We start from the raw sequence: 20,185 nt of genomic DNA, 5'->3' as shown, positions 1-20,185 counted from the left end.
ATAGCTCAGGGAACTGGCCGCCGGCGAACGCGAAGGTGGGGTTTTGGCATCAGACGACAGATGGCTGGAGCGGTTGCGGCTCGAACTGGCCTGGTTCAGCGGCCAGCCCTTGCTGCACAGCCGCGGCGCAGGCGCAATCCTGCGCTTCGAGCACGTGCGGCCGCGGCGGAGCGGCGCATTCCAGCCACGGCGCGAAAGCGAGATCGCGCCGCATTTCCTCGATCGCGCCATTCGCGCGCTGAAGCGATGGAATTACGATTTTCTCGGCATGGACGAGGTCTGCCGGCGCGCAGTGACGCTGCCGGAGAAACGGCGCTTCGTGGCGCTCACCTTCGACGGCGCGCCCAAGGACCTCATCAGCTTTGCCTATCCGGTGCTGACGCGCCACGCAGTGCCGTTCACGGTCTATGTTCCCACCGCCTTTCCTGACGGTGTCGGAGAAGCGTGGTGGCTCGGGCTCGAGCGGGTGATCGCGCGCGAGAGCCGCATCAGCCTGATGATGGGCGACCAGGAGCAGCGCTTCACGGCCACCAGCAATGCCGAAAAGCAGGTGCTGTTTTCGCATCTCGAGAGCTGGCTGCGCTCGCTGCCGCCGGCCAATTTGTCGGACGCGATCGCAGATCTCTGCGCGCGCTACAGCATCGATCTCGCCGCGCTCTCGCGCGAGGCGTCGATGGATTGGGAGGATCTGGCCAGGTTAGCTGCCGATCCGTCGGTCACGATCGGCAGTGCGACCGTAAACTATCCCGTGCTGGCCAATATGAAAGACGCGGCTGCGCTGCGCGAGATGACGATGGGCAAGGCGGTGGCGGAAGCATCCTTCGGCCGCGAGATCCGGCATCTGGCGTTTCCGTACGGCGATCGCTCCTCGTTCCGGCGCAACCACGTCGTGATGGCGGAGGAGGCGGGCTTTGCCAGCGCGGTCTCGACCATCCCTGGCATCGTCGACGCGGAAGGGCGCACCAATCTGCGCGCGCTGCCGCGGATTTCCTGGGACGGACGGGTGCGCTCGCTGCGGGTCATGCGCGTTCTGGTCTCCGGCGTCGCCTTTGCGCCTGTGAAACCGACGGGCAGCGCTACGAGCCAGACTTGACGCGATCGGGCCGCTGCATCCAGCTCACGATCGGCATTGCCGGCAGCACCCAGCCCATCCCGACGACCACGTAATAGATCGCCTGACGCCAGCCGGACTCGGCAATCCACGGCATTTGTGCTGCCGCCATGCCGAGCAGGGCCCAGACCGTGGCCAGCACCAGGAGCAGGATGGCGCCGAGGAACTTGCGGGTGCGGATCGTCATGGCGGAAAAATGCGGCTTTCGCGTAACTTGCGCTGCGGGCGCGGGGGACTATAAGGGGCACGCAGTCCGGTTCAAGTCTCTTCGGTTCAAGGCTTGGTTTCACCCCTGAAATGACAATGGTTTCCGCCCCGACCCATCCGCACCGCGCCGTGCGCTGGTGGCTGATCTCGGTGGCCGCCTTGATCGCGCTGATGGTGCTGGTCGGCGGCGCGACGCGGCTGACGGAATCCGGCCTGTCGATCGTCGAGTGGAAGCCGGTCACCGGCAGTGTTCCACCACTGTCCGAGGCGCAGTGGACCGACGCCTTCGAGGCCTACAAGAAGATTCCCCAATATCGCGAACTCAATGCCGGCATGAGCCTGTCCGAGTTCAAGCAGATATTCTGGTGGGAATGGAGCCACCGATTGCTCGGCCGCTTCATCGGCGTCGCTTTTCTGCTGCCGTTCCTGTTCTTCCTGTGGCGCGGCGGTCTCTCCGGTGAGTTGAAGCGGCGGCTGTGGCTGCTGTTCGCGCTCGGCGGTCTCCAGGGGGCGGTCGGCTGGTGGATGGTGGCGTCTGGCCTCTCCGAGCGGGTCGAGGTGTCGCAATATCGCCTGGCGACCCATCTGGTGCTGGCGCTGCTGATCTTTGCCGGCATCGTCTGGACCGTGCGGCGGCTTGCCGATCGGCCGCAGATTTCGGTCCCGGCGCGGTTGCGGTTCACGGGCGCGGTGCTGGTGATCGTGACCTTCATCCAGATCTATTTCGGCGCGCTGGTCGCGGGCTTGCGCGCAGGGCGCGCCTACAACACCTGGCCGCTGATCGACGGCGCGTTCATTCCATCGACGGAACGGCTGTGGTTCGAGACGCCGTGGTGGCGCAACATGTTCGACAATGTGCTGACGGTGCAGTTCGAGCACCGCATGACGGCCTACCTGCTGTTCACACTGGCGGCGCTGCACGCATTCGACGCGGTGCGTTCACGTGCGGGTTCAGCGGCAAGCGGCGCGCTCTGGTTGTTCGCAGCCGTCAGCGTGCAGGCGGTGCTCGGTATCCTCACGCTGCTCAATCAGGTGCCGATCGACATCGCGCTGTCGCACCAGGCCGTTGCGATCGTCGTGTTGACGTTGGCGGTGATGCAGGCGGAGCGGCTGGCGTCGCGGCAGAGCGCGCAAGAGCAGCCGCGTGCGGTTCCGCTCGGTCAGCCCGGCTGATCACCATCAGCCCGGCTGATCACCATCAGCCCGGCTCATCAGCAATAGCCGTAGATGCCGCACGCGTAGGGCAGGCGCCAGAAATAATCGACCTGCTTCCCGCCGTAATACGAACCCTGATAGTCGTAGTCCCACGGGCGGCCGTAATAGCCCGGCAGCGTATGGGAGCCCGGCAACAGCGGCGTGCCTGGCAGATTGCGGATGTAGCTGCCGATGCCATAGGCCGGCGAGATCAGCGCATCCGGATCGGTCTCGACGTAGACCTTCGGCGGTTCCTGCGGCGCGGCGACGCGCCGCTTCGGATGGGCCGACAAGTCGGCGGCATCTGCAACTGAAACCGTCAGCATCACCGCCAGGGCAGGCACCGTCCAGCGCAGCATCGTCGGCTCCGAATCAAGGGGGCGATCCAAGGACGATGTATGGGGCAGGTGTGGTTAATGACTGTTAACGAGGCCGTCGTTCCGGGGCGGTTTTGAGCACCGCCCCGGAACGGGGCAGTCAAGCTCCGAGCGCCTGCTCCAGATCGGCGATCAGGTCTTCCTTGTCCTCGATGCCGATCGAGAGCCGGACCACGTCGGGGCCCGCTCCGGACTTGGTCTTGGCGGCGTCGTCGAGCTGGCTATGGGTGGTCGAGGCCGGGTGGATCACCAGGGAGCGGGTGTCGCCGACATTGGCCAGGTGCGAGAACAGCTGCAGTTTCGACACCAGGCTGACGCCGGCGTCGTAGCCGCCCTTCAGGCTGAAGGTGAACACGGCGCCCGCACCCTTCGGCGCGTATTTGCGCGCGAGCTGGTTGTACTTGTCGCTTGCCAAGCCCGCATAGTTCACCGAGGCCACCGCCGGATGGCCGGCGAGGAATTCGGCAACCGCCTTGGCGTTGTCGCAGTGCTTCTGCATCCGCAGCGGCAGCGTCTCGATGCCGGTGAGGATCATGAACGCGTTGAATGGCGACAGCGCGGGTCCGAGGTCGCGCAGGCCCAGCACGCGGCAGGCGATGGCGAACGCGAAATTGCCAAATGTCTCCTGCAGGCGGATGCCATGATATTCCGGTCGCGGCTCCGACAGCATCGGATATTTACCGCCGCTCGACCAATCGAACGTGCCGGCATCGACGATGATGCCGCCGAGCGAATTGCCGTGGCCGCCCAAGAACTTGGTCAGCGAGTGCACGACAATGTCGGCGCCGTGGTCGATCGGCCGGATCAGATACGGCGAGGCCAGCGTGTTGTCGACGATCAGCGGCACGCCCGCTTTGCGTGCGACCGTCGAGATCGCCTCGATATCGGTGATGCTGCCGGCGGGATTGGCGATGGACTCGATGAAGATCGCTTTCGTGCGCGGCGTCACCGCGCGCTCGAAGCTTGCGATATCATCGGGATCGGCCCACACGACGTTCCAGCCAAAGCTCTTGAAGGCATGCGTGAACTGGTTGATCGAACCGCCATAAAGTTTTCGCGCGGCGATGAATTCGTCGCCGGGCTGGAGCAATTGCTGCAACACCACGACCTGCGCGGCATGGCCCGAGGCCACGGCAAGCGCGGCGGTACCGCCCTCGAGCGCAGCAACGCGCTCTTCCAGCACGGCATTCGTCGGGTTGCCGATGCGGGTATAGATGTTGCCGAACGCCTGCAGGCCGAACAGCGAGGCGGCGTGGTCGGCGTCGTTGAAGACGAACGACGTCGTTTGATAGATCGGAGTCGCGCGCGCACCGGTGGTCGGATCGGGCTGTGCACCGGCATGCACGGCGAGGGTCGAAAATCCCGGAAGGCGATCGCTCATTGAGGGCGTCCTGTTCTTGTGATCTGAAATCGCCCGGCATGCTGATCGGCGCCGCGCCCGGCGTCAAGCCGCGGCTTCACATTGCAACGATCGTGCTACGCATTGACGCGTTCGCAAAACGAATCCTTCGCGATTGCGTCAGCTTTGCTCGCTCTTGTTTTTGGCCGCGCGATCCGAAGCCGCAGTGTCGCCGCCGCCGACGCTCATTCGATTGAGGGACAGGCGCATGCCTTGCGTCGGCGCTGGTGCGCGCTTGGAGCTCAGCGTGCGCGAATTGACGCCCATCCAGGAAATCTCCGACGACAGCCGGCCATATTCGATCTTTGGGCAGCGATTCATCACGACCTTGATGCCCGCGGCCTCGGCCTTTTCCGCCGCCGCATCGTCACGTGCGCCAAGCTGCATCCAGATCACCTTGGGCAGCGGATCGAGCGTGAGGGCTTCTTCGACAACCGGCATGATGTGGCTGGAATTGCGGAAGATATCGATCATGTCGACGGGACGGCCGATGTCGCGCAGCGTGGCGACGAACGGCTTGCCGAGCAGATCCTTGCCGACATGGCCGGGGTTGACGGGAATCATGTCGTAGCCGCGCTGCGCCAGATACTTGAATGCGAAATAGCTCGGTCGCACGTTGACCGGTGAGGCGCCGACCATCGCGATCGACTTCACGCTGTTGAGGATGCTGCGGATGTAGTTGTCGGGGTAGGAGTCGTGGTTCATCACTCGTCTTTTTTTCTCGTCACTCATCCCGCCATGTCGGCGTGCGCTTCTCGATGAAAGCGCCGATGCCTTCTTCGGCGTCGCGGGCCATCATGTTCTCGGTCATCACCGCTGCCGCATAGCGATAGGCATCCGCAAGGCTCATCTCGGCCTGGCGGTAGAACGCTTCCTTGCCAAGCTTGATGGTGTAGGCGGATTTCAGCGCGACCTGCTGCGCCAGCGCAATCGCCGCGTCGCGCTCGGTGCCCGCAGCGACGACGCGATTGACGAGGCCGATCTCGCGCGCGCGCGCGGCCGGGACCGCCTCGCCCGTCAGCAGCATCTCCATCGCCTGCTTGCGCGGCACGTTGCGCGACAATGCCACCATCGGCGTCGAGCAGAACAGGCCGATGTCGACGCCGGGCGTGGCAAAGCTTGCGGTTTCGGAGGCGATCGCGAGATCGCAGCTGGCCACGAGCTGGCAGCCGGCCGCGGTCGCGATGCCCTGGACGGAGGCGACCACCGGCTTGGACAGATGCACGATGGCCTGCATCATCGCGCTGCAGGCGTTCATGGTTTCCGCGAAAAAGGCGCGGCCGCGATCGGGATCGGCTCGGCGCGCGGTCAGCTCCTTGATGTCGTGACCGGCTGAGAAGGCGGGGCCGTTGGCCGCAAGCACGACGCCGCGGACGGCCCTGTCGTCGCGGATCGCATCGAGCTCGGCATGCAGGCTGGCGATCATCGCGGTCGACAGGCAGTTGCGCGCGGCCGGCCGGTTGAGGGTCAGCACTGCGATGGAGCCGACCATGTCGCGCAGCAGAATTGGCTGATGCGGCGAGGGGGCGCGGGCGGCCTGGGCTGACATTGCGGCGTTTCCGGTTGGATTATTACAGTGAGATGATGCAGATAACCTAATGCAGCAGGCGACGCGAAGCGAGGGTGGGGAACAGCATGGCGGCAGCGAAAATGAGCGTGGCGGAGGTCGAGCGGTTTCTCCGTGACGAGTTTCCCCAGGCCTTCGGCGGCGACGACATCACGATCGAGAGCGCCGACGGCCAGACCTGTCTTTTGCGCCAGCGCTTCAGCGAACGGATGCTGCGGCCGGGTGGAACCGTGTCCGGCCCCACGCTGATGGCGTTGGCCGATTTCGCCATGTACGTGGTGCTCCTGTCAGCCATCGGCCCGATCGGGCTCGCGGTGACCACCAATCTCAACATCAATTTCCTGCGCAAGGGTCAGCCCGGGCAGGACGTGCTGGCGGAGGCGCGGCTGCTCAAGCTCGGCAAGCGTCTCGCGGTCGGGGAGGTCAACCTGCTGTCCGGCACGTCGCCCGATCCGATCGCCCACGTCACCTCGACCTATTCCATTCCAAATGTTTGATCTTTTCGTAGGTAATATCGCACCATATTTTTAAGTTATTGAAATGGTTAAAGTAATTCCGGCTGTTGGGCGTTGACCGTCGCGCGTCTCTGCTCTAGAAACCAGCCCAGTCCGGTGCGGTGTTCGCGCCGATGCTCCCCGTCCACGGAAACTCTGACATGAAAACCTTTTCGGCAAAGCCGGCTGAGGTGACGAAGAAGTGGGTGCTGATCGACGCCAAGGGTCTGGTCGTCGGCCGCCTCGCCACCATCGTTGCCATGCGCCTGCGCGGCAAACACCTCCCGACCTACACCCCTCACGTTGATTGTGGTGACAACGTCATCATCATCAATGCGCAGCATGCGGTCCTCACCGGTCGCAAGCGCGAGCAGAAGACCTACTACAAGCACACCGGCTATGTCGGTCACGTCAAGGAGCGCACCGCGCGCCAGATCCTTGAAGGGAAGCATCCCGAGCGCGTGCTCGAGAAGGCCGTCGAGCGCATGATCCCGCGTGGTCCGCTCGGCCGCGTCCAGATGGGCAACCTTCGTGTTTACGGCGGTGCCGATCATCCGCACGAGGCCCAGACGCCCGAGAAGATCGATATCGCCAAGTTGAACCGCAAGAACACGAGGGCCGCATAATCATGGCCGAATCCATTCAGTCGCTCGATCAGCTCTCGCAGCTCAAGACCGCCGCGGCGCCCGACGCGCCCAAGCACGAGAAGAAGGTCGACAAGTTCAACCGCGCCTACGCCACCGGCAAGCGCAAGGACGCGGTCGCCCGCGTTTGGATCAAGCCCGGCGCCGGCAAGGTCACCGTCAATTCGCGCGAGGTCGAGGTCTATTTTGCTCGTCCCGTGCTGCGCATGATGATCGAGCAGCCGTTCTCCGTGGCCGCGCGTTCCGGCCAGTATGATGTGATCTGCACCGTCGCGGGCGGCGGTCTGTCCGGTCAGGCGGGTGCCGTGCGCCATGGCATCTCCAAGGCTCTCACCTATTTCGAGCCCGAGCTGCGCAGCGTGCTCAAGAAGGGCGGCTTCCTCACCCGCGACTCCCGCGTGGTCGAGCGCAAGAAGTACGGCAAGGCCAAGGCCCGCCGGTCCTTCCAGTTCTCGAAGCGTTAATCGCTTCGGTCACATTCGCCGCGAAAGCGGCTTCAATGAGATGCAAAAAGGCGCTGATTTCAGCGCCTTTTTTGTTGTTCGTTTGTACGCAAATTGATGACGTGTTTCCCGAAAACTTGGCCTCGCGTGAAAACCTGAATGGAACTCGCGGGACATAGCGTCGCATCTGGAAGGGCGCGCAAATCGGATTTGCCGATCGCGTAACTGCTATGTTCAACAGGGGGCCGACATGATGTCGCTCGATAGCATCACGCTGTATTTGGTCGCCACGATGATCGCCGCGTTGCTCGGCGCCATGATGGTGTTTTTCGGCAGACAAGAGAACAGCCCCGCGCTGAAATGGTGGGGCACCGCCTATCTGCTCGGCGCGGCCTCGGTGGCGCTGTGGACGGCGGCCGGCGACAAGCTCGGCCCGCATCTCTATCTCGCGCTGAACGCCGTCGGCTTCGTCGCCTGCGGCATGGTTTGGAATGCGGCGCGCGTCTTCCACGGCCGCAAGCCGAACTGGCCGGGTCTCGTGCTCGGCGCGCTTGCCTGGGTCGCGGCCGTGACGTTGCTCGATCCCGCCGCATCGATGCTGCGCATGTCGATCGGTGCCGGCATCGTCTCGGTCTATGCGGCGCTGACCGCGAGCGAGCTCTGGGTCGAACGGCGCAAGAGCCTGCAACGGCGCTGGCCGGCTTTCGTCGTGCCGGTGATGCATGGCTGCGTGCTGATGCTGCCGATCCTGCTCGGCGGCTTGCTGCGCCCGAACGACGCGGGTTTCTCCGGCAGCATCTGGGTCACCGTGTTCGCGGTCGAGCTCGTGCTCTATGCCGTCGGCACCGTGTTCGTGATCTTCATGCTGGTGTCCGAGCGCACCGTCACCGCGCACCGCACCGCCGCGTCGACCGATCCGCTGACCGGCATGCTCAACCGTCGCGGCTTCTCGGAAGCCTGTGGGCGCATGATCGAGCGCGAGGCCAAGGGCGGCCGCCCGGTGACGGTGATGATCTTCGACATCGACCATTTCAAGTCGATCAATGACCGCTTCGGCCATCCCGCCGGCGACGAGATGCTGAAACTGTTCTCCGCCGTGGTCGTCAACAATCTGCGCATCTCGGACCTGTCGGGCCGCATCGGCGGCGAGGAATTCGCCGCGCTGCTGCCTTGCGCGCTGGAGGAGGGTGTCCTGGTCGCCGAGCGTGTGCGCGAGGCGTTCGAGACGTCGGGCATCGTGGTCGACGAGCGCGCGGTCGATACGACCGTCAGCATTGGTGTCGCGGGCGGTCCCGCCGGGACCGAGCTCGAGGTGCTGTTGGCTTCGGCCGACACCGCGCTCTACCAGGCCAAGCGCGGCGGCCGTAACCGCGTCGAGGCGGCTGAGGAGCTGCCGCTGTCGCTGGAAAACTGGCGCCGCCAGAGCGCGGCGCGGACCAGTGTCCCAAAGATGCAGCCGGCGACGGCCTGACGTGGTTAAGGCGTGCGGGTAATCCTCCGTTTACCATTCGGTTCCTACCATTGCGGTCATGGAATCGATCCGTCGACAGAACCCGCAAGCTGCCCTGATGTCGCTCGAAGCCGCCGCAAGCTCGGCACGCGGCGGCTTTGCCTGTCTGTTCTCGACCGCGGACGAATACGAGAGCGCCTTGATCGCCGAACGGCGCGCCCAAGGACGCTACGCGCAGACCCGCGGCTATTGGCCGATCGGGCTGTTTCTTGGTTGTGTGCTCGTCGTTGCCGGAACCGTGCTGCTGTTTGCCTGAGGAGCGACGTATTTTCGGTGGGGCAGGGCGCCATTTCGGCGCCTTTTTCTTTGGTCGCGGGTGCGTTAGACACCAGTCACCAAACAACGGGGTGGAAACCAATGATCACCGAGATCGCGCAAATCGACGTCAAGCCGGGCAGCGAGAAGGATTTTGAGGCCGCTGTCGCCAAGGCCAAGGCCGCCTTTGGCCGCTCCAAGGGTTTTCACGGTTTCGAACTGCACAAATCGATCGAGAAGCCGCAGCGCTACCGGCTGATGGTGAAGTGGGCGACGCTGGAGAACCACACCGTCGACTTCCGCGGCTCCGAGAATTTCACCGAATGGCGCGGCCTCGTCGGCCAGTATTTCGCTTCACCTCCGGAGGTCGAGCACACCGAGACCGTGCTGACGACCTGAGGCGCTTCATTTTGGCAGCATTATCTTTTCCGACAACCGCTGCACACTTTTCCGGATCGTGCTCTACGCCGCCTCCGCAAGGGGCGGCGCCTCATACGTCTTGAAATGGTCGATCACGACCTTGGCGATGGCGACCAGTGGCAGCGCCAGCGCGAGGCCCCAGATTCCAAAGACGACGCCGAGCAGGATCTGGAACGCGAACAGCGTGGCCGGCGGGATGTCCAGCGCCTGGCGCTGGAGGATCGGCGTCAGCACGTAGCTCTCCATCGCGTGCACGCCGAGGAACAGGATCGACGCCGATAACGCGGGGATCCAACCCGAGGCGAGGCTCGCCAGCACCACCACGACGCCCGCGATGATGGCGCCGACGGTCGGGACGAAGGCGAGCAGGCCGGCCTGAATTCCCAGGATGAACGAGCCGGGGATGCCGATGAGGGCAAGCCCGATCCAGGTCACCGCGCCGACTGCGAGCATCACGATGATCTGCGCGATCAGCCAGCGCTCCAGCGTCTCGCCGATGTGGTCGATGATCAGGGTCGCGCGCATGCGGTGCCTGGCCGGGGCGAGAAACAGCAGGCCATCGTGATAGACGCCGGGCTGCGCGGCGAAGGCCAGGCCCAGAAACAGCACGATGAAGATGTTTCCAACACCGTGGATGGTGCCGAGCAGCAGCTTGAAAGTCTGGCTCACGATCGCTCCTCCGCTGGAGGCCAGCGCGCCGGCGCCGGATAACGGGCCGCGCGAGGGCGCTGCCGGCGAAGGGGTGGAGTCCGGCGTACTGGCCGCGGTGTCGGATGCACCGTTGCCGAACTCGAAGAAGCTGGTGTCGATTCCGTGATTGTCCAGGAAGGACTTCGCATTGCCGATCTGCGACTTGATGGTGTTGCTCAGCAGGGATGACTGCTCGGCGATGGTTGCACCGCCGAGATAGGCCACACCGGACAGCATGGCGGCCAGCGCGACGCAGACGATCGCGAGCCGCACGGCATGCGGCAGCCGGACACGGCGGCCGAGCGCGTTGGTGAGTGCGTTGAGCCCGACGCCGAGCAGCATGCCGGCGAAAATCAGCAGCAGGGTGGCGGCAAAGTACCAAGTGAAGAGCAGCGCCGCCGTGAACAGCACCACGGCGATGCCGCCGACGGCAATGGCCCAGGCGAGATCAGAGCGGGTTCTGGCCTGTTCATCTCTGGAGGCGGTCACGTCGTGTCCTCTGCGAAGCGCGCGGGAAGCACTCTTTCGCGAAATCTGAGCCGTGATCAAGCCTGGCCGTGCACCCCGGCTTGGACAGTCCGCGAGGGCCAAAACTCAACGCCGCGGGCCGTGGGGGGCCGGGAGAGGGGCATTTGCGCGAAAATAGCATTGCCGTCCCGCGATCCGCTCTGTTGAATTTGTTCCATGCGGGGGGCATGTTTGGAGAATCTTCTTCGGCGGGGAGGTCGGAACGGGAGATGAGAAAGCCGGTCGTCGGCGTGATCGGGAACGCCCATCGCGTCGAAAATCGATTTCAGGTGCAAATGGTCGGCGAACGCAATTTGCGCGCCGTGGCCGAGGTCTCCGGCGGCTTGCCGGTGATGTTCGCGGGCTCCCCTGACATCACCGATATCGGCGCACTGCTCGATACCGTCGACGGCATCGTTCTGACCGGCGCCCGCGCCAACGTCCATCCGACCCGCTTCAACATGGACCCCTGCGAGAAGCACGAGCCCTACGACATTCACCGCGATGAGGTCGCGCTGGCGCTCTCGGTCGCCTGCGTCTCGCGTGGTATCCCGCTGTTCGGCATCTGCCGGGGCCTGCAGGAGATGAACGTCGCCTTCGGCGGCTCGCTGCATCCCGAGATCCGCGAGATTCCCGGCCGCATGAACCACCGCATGCCCCGACTCGAGAATGGCGAGATCCATCCCGATCCGACCGTGGTGTTCGCCGACCGTCACGATGTCGACCTGACGCCGGGCGGCGCCTTCGCAAAGCTGCTCGGTTGCGAGAAGATCCGGGTCAATTCGCTGCACGGGCAGGGCATCCTCGATCCCGGCAAGCGCGTGTTGATCGAAGGCGTCGCCGAGGACGGCACCATCGAAGCCATCCGCATCGCGGAAGCCTCGAGCTTCGCGCTCGGCGTGCAATGGCACGCCGAATACGATCCCCAGCGCAATCCAATCAATCGCAAGCTGTTCGAGGCCTTCGGCGAAGCGATGGTGGCGAAGCAGAGGGCTGCGGCGTAGGCCGAGCGTTCGGCGAGAACCCTCTGGCCGCGCTCTCGCCGCATCGTCATTGCTTCGCTGCGCTCGCAATATCTCGGGCGGCATAAACCAATCGGCAAGAATTGGTGCGCGCGACTTTTGCGATTCCGATTCGTTCTCTGAGAACGAAGTGGAGTCAGACGCAGAACGAAAATCGACGGTCGCGGTGCGACGGCATTGCTGATGGCGCGCGACCGATACGCTTCGATTCCATCCATTGCGTTGCACAATCGCAATGGTGGCCGCGCTGCATTGAGCTTCCTGAACCGACCACCATATGTGTGGCAAGGGAGCCCTTGCCGTGTGGATCATGAAGGCGGCCCTCATCGCGGCGATCGACATCGTCGCTCTTGCTCTCTGCCTCCTGCCCGGTGCGGCGGAGGAGAACGGCCGTCTTGCACTCACCGTCACGATCGACGGAGCCATCGGACCGGCGTCGGCGAGCTACGTGAAGGAGGCCTTGGCCATTGCAGCCGTGCGGCACGCCGAGGTCGTGATTCTGGAAATGAACACGCCCGGCGGTCTCAACTCGAGCATGCGCGAGATCATCGCAGACGTGCTTGGCTCGTCCGTTCCTGTCATCGGGTACGTCGCGCCCTCGGGCGCTCATGCGGCGAGCGCGGGGACCTATATTCTTTACGCAACCCATATCGCGGCGATGTCCCCCGGTACCAACATCGGGGCCGCGACGCCGGTGCAGATTGGCGGTTCGCTGCCGGGCCTGCCGAGCGGCACACCCGACAAGGACGGCAAGGACAAGACGGCTGAGCCGAAAGACGCGATGACGGCAAAGGTGACGAACGATGCCGTCGCCTTCATCCGCAGCCTGGCCGAGTTGCGCAATCGCAACGCCGACTGGGCCGAGCAGGCCGTCCGCGAAGCCGCCACGCTCTCGGCCAATGGCGCCTTGCAGGAAAAGGTCATCGATCTCGTCGCGCGCGATCCGGCCGAATTGCTCAGGCAGATCGATGGTCGCGTGGTCGAGGTCGCCGGCGGCAAGACGCTGCGGCTTGCGACGAACGACGTCGCCATCCAAGCCGTCGATCCGGGATGGATCTCCCGATTACTGGCGGTCATCACCGATCCCAATGTCGCCTTCATTCTCCTGATGGTCGGCATCTACGGCCTGATCTTCGAGTTCGTGTCGCCCGGTGCAGTTGCACCCGGCGTGATCGGGACGATCTGCCTGTTGCTCGGCCTCTATGCCCTCAACCTCCTGCCGATCAATTACGCCGGCCTCGGCTTGATGCTGGTCGGGATCGCGTTGCTGGCTGTCGAGGCGTTCAATCCGACCGTGGTGATCGGACTTGGCGGTGTCGTCGCCTTCGTGCTGGGAGCGCTCATGCTGGTCCGGGTCGAGGCGCCTGGCTACCAGCTGTCATGGTCGGTCATTGCCGTCGTCGCGGCGATGTTCACCGGCTTTGTTCTGGTCGTGCTCGGCGCGCTTCGGCGCGCCCGCAACGCCCCGGCACGGGTCGGAGCGCAGGCCATGCGCGGCCTGACCGCCGAGGTCCTCGACTGGAATGAGACCGAGGGCCACGTCTTTACGCATGGCGAACGCTGGCAGGCGCGTGGCGCCGGCGCCTTCAGGCCCGGCGAGCGGGTCGAGGTCGCCAACATCGTCGATTTGACGCTGGTGGTCCGGCGTCCCGGCCCAGCCAGCGGCAAGGGAGGTGAACTCCGATGATTGAGTATTCGATCTATGCGGTGCTTGCGTTGCTCGTCGTCATGTTTCTCACCCAGGCCATTCGCATCCTCAGGGAATACGAGCGCGGCGTCATCTTCACGCTCGGCCGCTTCACCGGGGTGAAGGGGCCTGGCCTCGTCATCCTCATTCCGATCGCGCAGCAACTCGTCAAGGTCGATCTCAGGGTGATGGTGCAGGTTGTGCCGCCCCAGGACGTGATTTCGCGCGACAACGTCTCGGTCAAGGTCAATGCCGTTCTCTACTTCCGCATCGTCGATCCGGAACGCGCCATCATCAAGGTCGGCGACTACATGGCCGCGACCAGCCAGCTCGCCCAGACCACGCTGCGCTCGGTGCTCGGCAAGCACGATCTCGACGAGATGCTGGCCGAACGCGACAAGCTGAACGCCGACATCCAGGAGATTCTCGACAAGCAGACCGACGTCTGGGGGATCAAGGTCACGGGCATCGAGATCAAGGATGTCGACATCAACGAAACCATGGTGCGCGCGATCGCGAAGCAGGCGGAGGCGGAGCGGTTGCGGCGTGCCAAGGTCATCAACGCCATGGGCGAGCAGCAGGCAGCCGAAAAGCTGGTCGAGGCGGGCCGGATCCTCGCGCAGGAGCCGCAGGCGATGCAGCTGCGTTACTTCGCGGCTCTGCACGACATCGCGGGCGAGCGGTCCTCGACCGTGGTATTTCCGCTCCCGACGGGCTTGCTCGATCATTTGATTTCGCGGCGGGAGCAACAATAGTCGGAGGGTCTTGCCGGCTAAAACGAAAAGGCGCCCCTCGCGGAGCGCCTTTTGCCTGTTGCGAAAGTTCGAGCCCCTCAGCCCGAATAGTACATGTCGAACTCGACCGGGTGCGGGGTCATTTCGAAGCGGGCGACTTCGGTCATCTTCAGCTCGATGTAAGCATCGATGAAGTCATCGTCGAACACGCCGCCGGCCTTGAGGAAGCCGCGGTCCTTGTCGAGATTTTCGAGCGCCTCGCGCAAGCTACCGCAGACCGTCGGGATCTGCTTCAGCTCTTCCTTCGGCAGATCGTAGAGGTCCTTGTCCATCGCTGGACCCGGATCGATCTTGTTCTTGATGCCGTCGAGGCCCGCCATCAGCATCGCGGCGAAGCCGAGATAGGGATTGGCGAGCGGATCGGGGAAGCGCACCTCGACGCGCTTGGCCTTCGGCGAAGCGGTGTAGGGGATGCGGCAGGAGGCCGAGCGGTTGCGCGCGGAGTAGGCGAGCAGCACGGGGGCCTCATAGCCCGGGACCAGACGCTTGTAGGAGTTGGTCGAGGGGTTGGTGAAGGCGTTGATCGCCTTGGCGTGCTTGATGATGCCGCCGATGTAATGGAGGCAGGTCTCCGAAAGGTCGGCGTACTTGTTGCCGGCGAACACCGGCTTGCCGTCCTTCCAGATCGACTGGTGCACATGCATGCCCGAGCCGTTGTCCCCGTAGACGGGCTTCGGCATGAAGGTGGCGGTCTTGCCGTAGATGTGCGCGACCTGATGGATGCAGTATTTGTAGATCTGCATGTGGTCGGCCATCAGCGTCAGCGTGTCGAACTTCATGCCGAGCTCGTGCTGGGCGGAAGCAACCTCGTGGTGATGCTTCTCGACCTTGACGCCCATCTTGGCCATGGCGCCGAGCATCTCGGAGCGCATGTCCTGCACCGAGTCCTGCGGCGGGACGGGGAAGTAGCCGCCCTTGGTGCGGATACGGTGGCCGAGATTGCCGCCTTCATATTCGGTGTCGGAGTTGGTCGGCAGCTCGGAGGAATCGACGCGGAATCCGGTGTTGTAGGGGCCGGAGGAGAAACGGACGTCGTCGAACACGAAGAACTCGGCTTCGGGGCCGACGAACACGCTGTCGCCTACGCCCATCGACTTCACCATGGCCTCGGCCTTTTTGGCGATGCCGCGAGGGTCGCGGTTGTAAGGTTCGCCGGTGGTCGGCTCGAGCACGTCGCAGGTGATGACCATGGTGGTTTCGGCAAAGAACGGATCGATCGTCGCGGTCACCGGATCGGGCATCAGGCACATGTCGGACTCGTTGATCGCCTTCCAGCCGGCGATCGAGGAGCCGTCGAACATGGTTCCTTCGGCGAAAATGTCCTCGTCGATCATGCTGACGTCGAACGTCACGTGCTGCCACTTGCCGCGCGGATCGGTGAAGCGCAGGTCGACGTACTTAACGTCGTTGTCCTTGATCGATTTCAGGACGTCTTTGGCGGTCTTCATGCATACCCCTTTTGGCTCTGCGGGTCGGTTTCCAGATGAGCAGATTCGTTCTCGCTTTCGGCGAGTTGGCGCAACCGCACAAACGAAATCAGGCCGCCGAAGCAGCCTTTTTTCTTTCAGAGTGTCGCAAAATTCGGGATAGCACCCGGCTCAGATAGCGTCCAGCCCGGATTCGCCGGTTCGGATGCGGATCGCCTCTTCGATGTTGGAGACGAAAATCTTGCCGTCGCCGATGCGCCCCGTTTGCGCGGCGCGGCGGATCGCGTCGATCGCACGCTCGACCAAATCGTCGCCGATCACGATCTCGATCTTCACCTTGGGCAGGAAGTCGACGATGTATTCTGCGCCGCGGTACAGCTCGGCGTGGCCCTTCTGACGGCCAAATCCCTTGGCCTCGGTCACGGTGATGCCCTGAAGGCCGACTTCCTGAAGCGCTTCCTTCACCTCGTCGAGCTTGAACGGCTTGATGATGGCTTCGATTTTCTTCACTGCGCGCCTCCCGGCCTTTCGATCAAATAGCAACGTCTTCGTCAGGATGCGCTTTTCTTAACGCACGACCTTGTCTTCGCTATGCCGGGGCCTGACCAGCCCGGCAACACCGGCCGGCCACACCCAGGAGATGTCAGTGAGCACGACGAACCGAAGCGACTTCCTCGAAAGCAGGGTCTATGCCAAGTTGCAAATGCCCTGATTATTGGAGCGTTATCAGCCTTTTAACGAGCATCTCTGATAGGTGGAGCCGGTCGACTCAAAATACCTGAGACTACGAAATAGGCAAACGGTTCAATATCTGTGCAAGCAGGTGTTCCGGAGGCCAGAATCGGCACGGAGCGTGCCTGTTGAAAAGGCGTTTGGACCAGGGAAGTGGCATGGAAGTTCTAACCAACGCCGAGATGCAGCGGGCTGACCAACTCAGCATCGCCGCCGGCACGCCCGGCTTCAAGCTGATGCTCAGCGCCGGCCAGGCGGTCGCGGAAGCTGCCAACGCGCTGGTCGAGGAGGGGCCGATCCTGATCGTCGCCGGCCCCGGCAACAATGGCGGGGACGGTTTTGTCGCAGCCGCCGAGCTCGCCGCGCAAGGCCGTGAGGTCTCGGTCATCCTGATGTGCGAGCGCGACCAGCTCCAGGGCGATGCGGCCTCGGCCGCGCGTGGCTGGAAACATCCGGTGCTGCCGTTCAATCCGCAGGCGATCGGACGACCGGCGCTGATCATCGATGCGCTGTTCGGCGCGGGCCTCAGCCGTTCGGTCCACGACGAGGCGCGCGCGATGATCGAGGCGATCAATGCCAATGGCGCGCCGGTGTTGGCCGTCGATCTGCCGAGCGGCATCAACGGCACGAGCGCGGCCGTGCTGGGCGCTGCCGTGAACGCCACCGAGACGGTCACCTTCTTCCGCAAGAAGCCCGCGCATCTCTTGCTGCCGGGCCGCATGCATTGCGGCCGCGTGCGCGTCGCCGACATCGGCATCGACGCGCAGGTGCTGGACGAGATTGCGCCGAAGACATTTGAGAACGATCCGGACTTCTGGGGCGCCGCCTTTCCGGTGCCGCGCATCGACGGCCACAAATACGCCCGCGGCCATGTGCTGGCCCTCTCGGGCGATGCAGCCGCAACCGGCGCTGCGCGATTGGCCGCCCGGGCCGCCTTGCGCGCCGGTGCGGGTCTCGTGACACTTGCGAGCCCGCGCGATGCGCTGGCCATCAATGCGGGCGCGCTCACGGCCGTAATGGTGCGTCCCGTCGACACCGTGGTCGAGTTCGGCGAGCTACTCGACGACGTTCGCTACAACACCTGCGTGATCGGCCCCGGTACCGGGGTCGGTGAGCGCACGTCCGATATGGTTCACACCGCAATCACGGCGCAGCGTAACGTCGTGCTCGATGCCGATGCGCTGACGAGCTTTGCGGCCAATCCCGAGCGGCTGTTTGAATCGATCAAGTCGTCGTCAGGAGGCCAGGTGGTGCTGACGCCGCATGAGGGCGAGTTTCCGCGTCTGTTCTCCGATCTCAGCAACAAGACTCCGGGCCGCTCGAAGCTCGAGCGCGTGCGGGCCGCCGCCGAGCGCTCCGGTGCAATCGTGCTTTTGAAGGGCCCTGACACGACCATCGCCGCGCCCGACGGGCGCGCCACCATCGCTGCCAATGCGCCGCCCTGGCTCGCCACCGCCGGTGCCGGCGACGTGCTCGCCGGCATCATCGCAGGCCTCCTGGCGCAGGGCGTGCCGGCGTTCGAGGCCGCCAGCATCGGCGTCTGGATGCATGGCGAGGCGGCAAGCGAAGCAGGGCCGGGCCTGATCGCCGAAGATCTGACCGAGACGCTGCCGGCCGTGCACCGGCGGATCTATGGCGGCCTCGGCATCGAGTACTGATGCTGCGGCCGCTCGTGCTCACCGAGATGGGCGCGGCGGCGCAAGTCCATCGGCTCGCGTTCGACCAGGCGATGCCCTGGCTCGTCGGGCTGCACACGCCCGACGAGGATCGCTGGTTCTACCGCGAGCGCGTCTTTCCGACCTGCCGCGTCTGGGGACGTTTCGACGGCGATGAGCTCTGCGGGATCATGGCTTTTCGCGACGGATGGATCGAACAGCTCTACGTGCTTCCGGCTGCACACGGCCGCGGTATCGGCACCGAGCTCCTCGAGGTAGCCAAAAGTGCCAGCGAGCGGCTCGAGCTCTGGAGCTTCCAGCGCAACGAGCCTGCGCGGCGCTTCTACGAGGCGCGCGGGTTCACGCTGGCCGAGCAGACAGACGGATCGCGGAACGAGGAGAAGGAGCCCGACGCGCGGTACGTTTGGGTGCGAACGAGCCTTTAGCCTCACTCCACTTCGTACCACCGCACCAGCCGCGGCGCGGCCCAGTCCGTCAGGACGGATTCGATCAGCCATCGTCCCGGTGAAGTCGCGGCGAAGGCGAGGCGCTGGGTCTGGCCGGGCTCGATGGCGAGCGTGTCAAGCCAATAGGGCTTCCAGCCATCGTCGAGCCGGTCGAGCAGTCGGAAATGATGGCCGTGCAGGTGGAAGACGCCGGTGACGGGAGCGGGGTTTTTCACAGCCAGCACGACGCTCCGGCCGGTCTTGGCGCGGAAGGCGGGCGCGGAGGCGGTGGAAAAATCGGCCGTCCGGGTCCAGCCTGCGTCAGCCGCGCCGAGCACGACATCGAACCGCAGGGCCCCCTTCAGATCGAGCTTCTCCGGAAGGTCGTTGGAGGGGAGCGGTTGCGGTGGCGGCAGTGGAGCGCGCTGCCCCGGCTTGCCGGATACTGCGAGGCGGCCGATCGGGCGCGCCTCTTTGCCGTCATGCAACAGAAACGCGGCCGATGTGGCGGCATCCACAAAGGCATCGGTGCGGGCACCGGGAGCTAGCACCAGAGCGCCGTTGCGGGCCGGAAAGGGCTCGGCCGGCTGGCCGTCCAGGGCCATGACCTGGACCTCGTGGCCTTCCAATTTGATCGCCAGAACAGACCGTTGCGAGCCATTGACGAAGCGCAGCCGCAACCGCTCGCCGACCGAGGCTGAGACTTCGAATGAAGTCTGCCCATTCAGCGTGTAAACGGCGGTGGTGTCTTTGGGATCGCGGCCCGGTGGAATTGCGATGCCGTCCGGCCCAACGCGCCACTCTTCGATCAGCAGGACCTCGTCACGATCGAGGGTGATGCGGCTGGTTTCGTCCGCGATGATCGGAAGCGGGCGCGCGGGCTGCTTCAGGCGGTCCTCAAACAGCCGGAAGTCAGCTACCAGGGTTCCTGCGTTGGGTATTGAAATAATTGATATTTCCGTCGCGTCCGGCGCGGTCGGCGCGCGGCCCCGCAAGGGATCGGCTATCGCTGCGCCATTGAGCCCGTACCAGGCGGGCGCAAGCGGCACGGGCAGGGCGTTCCGGAAAGTCAGCTCGCAGCGGCCGCCGCGCCTGAGATGGACGTTGCCGAGATGGCTTACGGCGGCCAGTTCCCAGATCGGTGCAGGGGGCTGATCCGGCCTCAAAGAAAGTGTCGCAGGACGGGCCTGGAGGGCGAGCTGGGTGGTCGTAACCGGCGTTGCGCCCCCGCCCAGCAGGCCTGCGGCCGAGCCGGCGAGGCCGGCCAATAGCTCGCGCCTGTTCAGGTCAAAAATCCGCGGTTTCATGGAGCGATCCGGACCACGCGGCGCTGGATAAGTCCAGCCATCGTGCCTACTTGGAGACTGTCTCTATCAGGCCATTTTTTTGCTGCGAACAGTCAGGCACATGTTATAAGCCCGGCCGCCCGCGGCATCGCGGCCGGTCTAGATGCAACTTCACGCGGGCGTGGCGGAACTGGTAGACGCGCTGGATTTAGGTTCCAGTGACGAAAGTTGTGGGGGTTCGAGTCCCTCCGCCCGCACCAAGCGCTTTCAGCGTTTGCACGGATTACTGAGGAGCCTTGCTCCGCGCGGAAGTTTTTC

22 protein-coding genes and 1 tRNA gene are annotated in these 20,185 nt (G+C 64.3%); 14 read left to right on the top strand and 9 right to left on the bottom strand.

What is annotated here, in order from left to right:
• Positions 1 to 43: 43 nt before the first annotated feature.
• On the top strand, positions 44 to 1,093 hold the full coding sequence (locus ACVIIW_RS29110; RefSeq protein ID WP_456703864.1) for a polysaccharide deacetylase family protein: 1,050 nt from the start codon (positions 44 to 46) through the stop codon (positions 1,091 to 1,093).
• On the opposite strand, the gene ACVIIW_RS29105 is transcribed toward ACVIIW_RS29110, so the two are convergent.
• Positions 1,077 to 1,298, bottom strand: coding sequence for a DUF2842 domain-containing protein (locus ACVIIW_RS29105; protein ID WP_018320088.1), 222 nt, complete (start codon positions 1,296 to 1,298; stop codon positions 1,077 to 1,079). The two genes, ACVIIW_RS29110 and ACVIIW_RS29105, sit on opposite strands and share 17 nt — an antisense overlap.
• Positions 1,299 to 1,408: 110 nt before the next feature.
• Here ACVIIW_RS29105 and ACVIIW_RS29100 point away from each other — a divergent pair, with 110 nt between their 5' ends.
• Entirely contained in the window at positions 1,409 to 2,491 is a 1,083-nt protein-coding gene (locus ACVIIW_RS29100; RefSeq protein ID WP_456703863.1) for a COX15/CtaA family protein, read from the top strand.
• A gap of 38 nt (positions 2,492 to 2,529) precedes the next feature.
• Here ACVIIW_RS29100 and ACVIIW_RS29095 read toward each other — a convergent pair whose 3' ends face one another.
• The 4 genes from ACVIIW_RS29095 to ACVIIW_RS29080 all read right to left on the bottom strand — a co-directional run bounded on the left by ACVIIW_RS29095 (position 2,530) and on the right by ACVIIW_RS29080 (position 5,837).
• Positions 2,530 to 2,871 (bottom strand): hypothetical protein, encoded by a 342-nt coding sequence (locus tag ACVIIW_RS29095; RefSeq protein WP_456703862.1) that lies wholly within the window; start codon positions 2,869 to 2,871, stop codon positions 2,530 to 2,532.
• Positions 2,872 to 2,989: 118 nt separating this feature from the next.
• Positions 2,990 to 4,270: an O-acetylhomoserine aminocarboxypropyltransferase gene (locus ACVIIW_RS29090; RefSeq protein ID WP_456703861.1), complete on the bottom strand. Its 1,281-nt coding sequence runs from the start codon at positions 4,268 to 4,270 to the stop codon at positions 2,990 to 2,992.
• Between the two features lie 138 nt (positions 4,271 to 4,408).
• Complete coding sequence (locus ACVIIW_RS29085; RefSeq protein ID WP_456703860.1) at positions 4,409 to 4,993, bottom strand: CoA-binding protein; 585 nt, start codon at positions 4,991 to 4,993, stop codon at positions 4,409 to 4,411.
• Positions 4,994 to 5,012: 19 nt separating this feature from the next.
• Positions 5,013 to 5,837, bottom strand: a complete 825-nt coding sequence (locus tag ACVIIW_RS29080) for an enoyl-CoA hydratase (RefSeq protein WP_456703859.1) — start codon at positions 5,835 to 5,837, stop codon at positions 5,013 to 5,015.
• 86 nt (positions 5,838 to 5,923) lie between these two features.
• On the opposite strand from ACVIIW_RS29080, the gene ACVIIW_RS29075 reads away from it, so the two are divergent.
• From ACVIIW_RS29075 to ACVIIW_RS29050, 6 genes are all read left to right on the top strand, one after another.
• Positions 5,924 to 6,352: a PaaI family thioesterase gene (locus ACVIIW_RS29075; RefSeq protein ID WP_456703858.1), complete on the top strand. Its 429-nt coding sequence runs from the start codon at positions 5,924 to 5,926 to the stop codon at positions 6,350 to 6,352.
• Between the two features lie 158 nt (positions 6,353 to 6,510).
• Positions 6,511 to 6,975: a 50S ribosomal protein L13 gene (rplM, locus tag ACVIIW_RS29070; protein WP_008137961.1), complete on the top strand. Its 465-nt coding sequence runs from the start codon at positions 6,511 to 6,513 to the stop codon at positions 6,973 to 6,975.
• 2 nt (positions 6,976 to 6,977) lie between these two features.
• Positions 6,978 to 7,457, top strand: coding sequence for a 30S ribosomal protein S9 (gene rpsI, locus ACVIIW_RS29065; RefSeq protein ID WP_008547917.1), 480 nt, complete (start codon positions 6,978 to 6,980; stop codon positions 7,455 to 7,457).
• A gap of 229 nt (positions 7,458 to 7,686) precedes the next feature.
• Entirely contained in the window at positions 7,687 to 8,907 is a 1,221-nt protein-coding gene (locus ACVIIW_RS29060) for a diguanylate cyclase (RefSeq protein ID WP_456703857.1), read from the top strand.
• 58 nt (positions 8,908 to 8,965) lie between these two features.
• A complete protein-coding gene (locus ACVIIW_RS29055) occupies positions 8,966 to 9,202 on the top strand; it encodes a hypothetical protein (protein WP_456703856.1) in 237 nt (78 codons plus the stop codon).
• 101 nt (positions 9,203 to 9,303) lie between these two features.
• On the top strand, positions 9,304 to 9,600 hold the full coding sequence (locus tag ACVIIW_RS29050; RefSeq protein ID WP_035673823.1) for an antibiotic biosynthesis monooxygenase family protein: 297 nt from the start codon (positions 9,304 to 9,306) through the stop codon (positions 9,598 to 9,600).
• A gap of 63 nt (positions 9,601 to 9,663) precedes the next feature.
• On the opposite strand, the gene ACVIIW_RS29045 is transcribed toward ACVIIW_RS29050, so the two are convergent.
• Positions 9,664 to 10,800, bottom strand: a complete 1,137-nt coding sequence (locus ACVIIW_RS29045) for an AI-2E family transporter (protein ID WP_456703855.1) — start codon at positions 10,798 to 10,800, stop codon at positions 9,664 to 9,666.
• Positions 10,801 to 11,048: 248 nt separating this feature from the next.
• On the opposite strand from ACVIIW_RS29045, the gene ACVIIW_RS29040 reads away from it, so the two are divergent.
• From ACVIIW_RS29040 to ACVIIW_RS29030, 3 genes are all read left to right on the top strand, one after another.
• Entirely contained in the window at positions 11,049 to 11,822 is a 774-nt protein-coding gene (locus tag ACVIIW_RS29040) for a gamma-glutamyl-gamma-aminobutyrate hydrolase family protein (protein WP_456703854.1), read from the top strand.
• Between the two features lie 328 nt (positions 11,823 to 12,150).
• Entirely contained in the window at positions 12,151 to 13,527 is a 1,377-nt protein-coding gene (locus tag ACVIIW_RS29035; protein ID WP_456705303.1) for an NfeD family protein, read from the top strand.
• Positions 13,524 to 14,282 (top strand): slipin family protein, encoded by a 759-nt coding sequence (locus tag ACVIIW_RS29030; RefSeq protein WP_456703853.1) that lies wholly within the window; start codon positions 13,524 to 13,526, stop codon positions 14,280 to 14,282. The genes ACVIIW_RS29035 and ACVIIW_RS29030 overlap by 4 nt, the downstream gene beginning before the upstream one ends.
• A gap of 77 nt (positions 14,283 to 14,359) precedes the next feature.
• Here ACVIIW_RS29030 and glnA read toward each other — a convergent pair whose 3' ends face one another.
• A complete protein-coding gene (gene glnA, locus ACVIIW_RS29025) occupies positions 14,360 to 15,769 on the bottom strand; it encodes a type I glutamate--ammonia ligase (RefSeq protein WP_092228756.1) in 1,410 nt (469 codons plus the stop codon).
• 150 nt (positions 15,770 to 15,919) lie between these two features.
• Positions 15,920 to 16,258, bottom strand: a complete 339-nt coding sequence (locus ACVIIW_RS29020) for a P-II family nitrogen regulator (protein ID WP_007603495.1) — start codon at positions 16,256 to 16,258, stop codon at positions 15,920 to 15,922.
• 380 nt (positions 16,259 to 16,638) lie between these two features.
• Here ACVIIW_RS29020 and ACVIIW_RS29015 point away from each other — a divergent pair, with 380 nt between their 5' ends.
• Both ACVIIW_RS29015 and ACVIIW_RS29010 read left to right on the top strand, forming a co-directional pair.
• On the top strand, positions 16,639 to 18,138 hold the full coding sequence (locus ACVIIW_RS29015; protein WP_456703852.1) for an NAD(P)H-hydrate dehydratase: 1,500 nt from the start codon (positions 16,639 to 16,641) through the stop codon (positions 18,136 to 18,138).
• Positions 18,138 to 18,581, top strand: coding sequence for a GNAT family N-acetyltransferase (locus ACVIIW_RS29010; RefSeq protein WP_456703851.1), 444 nt, complete (start codon positions 18,138 to 18,140; stop codon positions 18,579 to 18,581). Before ACVIIW_RS29015 ends, ACVIIW_RS29010 begins: the two co-directional genes overlap by 1 nt.
• A 2-nt stretch (positions 18,582 to 18,583) precedes the next feature.
• Here the strand turns inward: ACVIIW_RS29010 and ACVIIW_RS29005 are convergent, their stop codons facing one another.
• A complete protein-coding gene (locus ACVIIW_RS29005; RefSeq protein WP_456703850.1) occupies positions 18,584 to 19,888 on the bottom strand; it encodes a multicopper oxidase domain-containing protein in 1,305 nt (434 codons plus the stop codon).
• A gap of 154 nt (positions 19,889 to 20,042) precedes the next feature.
• Here ACVIIW_RS29005 and ACVIIW_RS29000 point away from each other — a divergent pair.
• Positions 20,043 to 20,127, top strand: a tRNA-Leu gene (locus tag ACVIIW_RS29000).
• The last annotated feature ends 58 nt before the right edge of the window (positions 20,128 to 20,185 follow it).

This window comes from Bradyrhizobium sp. USDA 4449, from assembly GCF_054056275.1.
Note: the sequence above shows the minus strand (reverse complement) of the source record. Positions and strands in the feature narration are given on the sequence as shown.

What these genes read in the sequence shown, in the direction of transcription:
- ACVIIW_RS29105 (WP_018320088.1), bottom strand. Translation starts at nt 1,298, where the DNA reads ATGACGATCCGCACCCGCAAGTTCCTCGGCGCCATCCTGCTCCTGGTG.
- ACVIIW_RS29100 (WP_456703863.1), top strand. Translation starts at nt 1,409, where the DNA reads ATGACAATGGTTTCCGCCCCGACCCATCCGCACCGCGCCGTGCGCTGG.
- ACVIIW_RS29095 (WP_456703862.1), bottom strand. Translation starts at nt 2,871, where the DNA reads ATGCTGCGCTGGACGGTGCCTGCCCTGGCGGTGATGCTGACGGTTTCA.
- ACVIIW_RS29090 (WP_456703861.1), bottom strand. Translation starts at nt 4,270, where the DNA reads ATGAGCGATCGCCTTCCGGGATTTTCGACCCTCGCCGTGCATGCCGGT.
- ACVIIW_RS29085 (WP_456703860.1), bottom strand. Translation starts at nt 4,993, where the DNA reads ATGAACCACGACTCCTACCCCGACAACTACATCCGCAGCATCCTCAAC.
- ACVIIW_RS29080 (WP_456703859.1), bottom strand. Translation starts at nt 5,837, where the DNA reads ATGTCAGCCCAGGCCGCCCGCGCCCCCTCGCCGCATCAGCCAATTCTG.
- ACVIIW_RS29075 (WP_456703858.1), top strand. Translation starts at nt 5,924, where the DNA reads ATGGCGGCAGCGAAAATGAGCGTGGCGGAGGTCGAGCGGTTTCTCCGT.
- rplM (WP_008137961.1), top strand. Translation starts at nt 6,511, where the DNA reads ATGAAAACCTTTTCGGCAAAGCCGGCTGAGGTGACGAAGAAGTGGGTG.
- rpsI (WP_008547917.1), top strand. Translation starts at nt 6,978, where the DNA reads ATGGCCGAATCCATTCAGTCGCTCGATCAGCTCTCGCAGCTCAAGACC.
- ACVIIW_RS29060 (WP_456703857.1), top strand. Translation starts at nt 7,687, where the DNA reads ATGATGTCGCTCGATAGCATCACGCTGTATTTGGTCGCCACGATGATC.
- ACVIIW_RS29055 (WP_456703856.1), top strand. Translation starts at nt 8,966, where the DNA reads ATGGAATCGATCCGTCGACAGAACCCGCAAGCTGCCCTGATGTCGCTC.
- ACVIIW_RS29050 (WP_035673823.1), top strand. Translation starts at nt 9,304, where the DNA reads ATGATCACCGAGATCGCGCAAATCGACGTCAAGCCGGGCAGCGAGAAG.
- ACVIIW_RS29040 (WP_456703854.1), top strand. Translation starts at nt 11,049, where the DNA reads ATGAGAAAGCCGGTCGTCGGCGTGATCGGGAACGCCCATCGCGTCGAA.
- ACVIIW_RS29035 (WP_456705303.1), top strand. Translation starts at nt 12,151, where the DNA reads ATGAAGGCGGCCCTCATCGCGGCGATCGACATCGTCGCTCTTGCTCTC.
- ACVIIW_RS29030 (WP_456703853.1), top strand. Translation starts at nt 13,524, where the DNA reads ATGATTGAGTATTCGATCTATGCGGTGCTTGCGTTGCTCGTCGTCATG.
- glnA (WP_092228756.1), bottom strand. Translation starts at nt 15,769, where the DNA reads ATGAAGACCGCCAAAGACGTCCTGAAATCGATCAAGGACAACGACGTT.
- ACVIIW_RS29015 (WP_456703852.1), top strand. Translation starts at nt 16,639, where the DNA reads ATGGAAGTTCTAACCAACGCCGAGATGCAGCGGGCTGACCAACTCAGC.
- ACVIIW_RS29010 (WP_456703851.1), top strand. Translation starts at nt 18,138, where the DNA reads ATGCTGCGGCCGCTCGTGCTCACCGAGATGGGCGCGGCGGCGCAAGTC.
- ACVIIW_RS29005 (WP_456703850.1), bottom strand. Translation starts at nt 19,888, where the DNA reads ATGAAACCGCGGATTTTTGACCTGAACAGGCGCGAGCTATTGGCCGGC.